The sequence below is a fragment of the Methylobacterium sp. WL103 genome, assembly GCF_008039885.1.
Taxonomy (GTDB): domain Bacteria; phylum Pseudomonadota; class Alphaproteobacteria; order Rhizobiales; family Beijerinckiaceae; genus Methylobacterium; species Methylobacterium cerastii.
This window is the reverse complement of the sequence record NZ_VRUX01000630.1, coordinates 1-2,343: the sequence shown is the minus strand read 5'-3', so window position 1 is coordinate 2,343 and position 2,343 is coordinate 1. Positions and strand designations below refer to the sequence as shown.

Sequence of the window (2,343 nt, the reverse complement as noted above, 5' to 3'; positions counted from 1 at the left end):
TCGCCGCCCTGCGCGCGGGCATCGACGCCGGCATGACCCATATCGACACCGCGGAGATGTACGGCGACGGCGAGGCCATCGTCGGCGAGGCGATCCGGGGCGCGCGGGAAGAAATCTTCCTCGTCTCCAAGGTGGTGCCGGGCAACGCCACGCGCCGCGGGGTGGCGCGCGCCTGCGAGCAGTCGCTGCGGCGCCTCGGGACCGACCGCCTCGACGCCTACCTGCTGCACTGGCCGGGCCACCACCCGCTGGAGGAGACCATCGCCGGCTTCGAGGACCTGCGGCAGGCGGGCAAGATCCTGTCCTGGGGCCTGAGCAACTTCGACGTCGAGGACCTCGACCGGGCGCTGCGCATCGCCGGCCCCTACCGCATCGCCTGCAACCAGGTGCTGTACCATCTCGGCGAGCGTGCGATCGAGCACGCGGTGCTGCCGTGGTGCGCCAAGAACGGCGTCGCGCTGGTCGGCTACTCACCCTTCGGCAGCGGCGACTTCCCGAACCCCGCCAGCCCCGGCGGCCGCGTGCTGGCCGGCATCGCCGAGGCGCACGGCGCGACGCCCTACGCGGTGGCTTTGGCGTTCCTGACGCGGATGGAGAACACCTTCACCATCCCGAAGACCGGCCGCGCCTCCCGGGCGGTCGAGAATGCCGGCGCGGCCTCCCTCCACCTCAACGCGGCCGAGATCGCGATGATCGAGGCGCAGTTTCCCCGCGGCCCGCGTCCGCGGACGCTTCCCATGCTGTGAAACCCGCGCGACCGTTGCCCGCGTGTCGCGATATCGTCAGCGATTTCGCGCTATCCCTTGCCCCGGGTCCTGGTTCGGCGCCCGCGGAGGTTGCGATGGCGGACCGTTCGATCCTGCGGTTAGGCCCGCGCGCCGCCTTGCTCGGATCGACCTTGCTCGGATCGACCTTGCTCGGATCGACCTTGCTCGGATCGACCTTGCTCGGATGCGCGGCGCCTGCCGGCGCCGCCGAAGGGTCGCCGCTTGCCGGCCCCTACGGCGAGACGCTGACCGTCGACGACAAGGGCATCACGCTGCGCTTTCCCGACGACGCGGCCAAGCTTCGGATCGGCGGCAAGCTGCAGCTCGATTTCGGGGCGGCCGGCATCCGCCAGACCGGGTTCCCCGAGCCATTCTCCGACAACGTGGGCGTCCGGCGCTCCTGGATCGAGAGCTACCTGACCCTCGGCAAGACCATCGAGCTCGCGTTCCAGTACAATTTCGCCGACCCGATGCGGCCGATCAACGATGCGGCGATCGCCTGGAAGGGCATCCCCGGCATGATCCTCACGGTCGGCAACATGAAGGAGCCCTTCAGCCTCGACCAGCTGACCAGCGACAACAACACCGTCTTCACCGAACGCTCGCTCGCCGACGCATTCGCGCCGGCCCGCAACTTCGGCTTCGCGATCGGCCGGTCCGGTCAGGACTGGACCGTGGTCACCAGCGTCTTCGGCGGCAACGCCAACACCGGCATCCGCAGCGAGGGCGTCGCCTCGACCACGCGCGCGACCTTCGCGCCGATCCACACCGACGACGCGGTGCTCCATCTCGGCATCGCCGGAAGCTTCCGCAGCCTGCCGCGGGACGAGTCGCCGCTCGCCCTGTCGAGCCGCTCGGAGGCGTTCCTGTTCGCGCGGCCCTTCGTGAACACCGGCGACATCCGCGACGCGGCGAGCGTCGGCCGGCTCGGCCTCGAGGCCGCCTACCGCACCGGACGCCTGCTGATCCAGGCCGAGTACATCCGCACCGAGGTGTCGCGCTTCGACGGCGCCCGGTCGGTCTCGTTCCAGGGCGGCTACGTCGAGGCCAGCTACGTGCTCAACGGCCAGGGCCGCGCCTACGCCGTGACGCCGAACTACGGCACGACCTACGCGATCTTCGAGGCGGTGAAGGTCGGCGAGGAGGCGCGGGTGAGCCGCGGCGGCATCGGCGTGTTCGAGCTCGCCGCCCGCGTGAGCGCGATCGACCTCGACGACGGCGCGATCCGCGGCGGCATCGAGCGCGACGTGAGCGTCGGGGTGAACTGGTACCCGGACCGCAACGTGCGGATCATGGCCGACTACGTCCGGTCGCGGGCCGCGCCCTCCGCCCTCCAGGGCGGCCGCGCGATCGACACCGACGTGTTCATCGGGCGGTTCCAGGTCGCCTGGTGAGGGGACGCCGCGGGGTCGGTGCAAGTGCCTCGATAAGTGCAATGGAATTGGTGAGTGGCTTTGAATTGGTAGGTGGAAGTGAATTGGTAGGTGGATGTGCGTTGCCGATCCGGCCCTCGCTCCGGTCGGCGGGCGCGCCTCAGGCGGTCAGGGCGACCGGCTCGGCCGGCGCAGCGTGGGCC

General features: G+C 70.6%; 2 protein-coding genes. Both read left to right on the top strand.

The annotated features are described in order from the left end of the window. Window positions 1-746 (top strand): aldo/keto reductase (locus tag FV222_RS23445; protein ID WP_147815770.1); only part of this gene is annotated, 746 nt, incomplete at its 5' end. Between the two features lie 95 nt (window positions 747-841). Continuing rightward, window positions 842-2,161, top strand: coding sequence for a porin (locus FV222_RS23440; protein WP_147815769.1), 1,320 nt, complete (start codon window positions 842-844; stop codon window positions 2,159-2,161). Window positions 2,162-2,343 lie beyond the last annotated feature (182 nt).

Bases quoted from the DNA above. Each gene is read 5' to 3' on its own strand.
- FV222_RS23440 (WP_147815769.1), top strand. From the start codon at position 842: ATGGCGGACCGTTCGATCCTGCGGTTAGGCCCGCGCGCCGCCTTGCTC.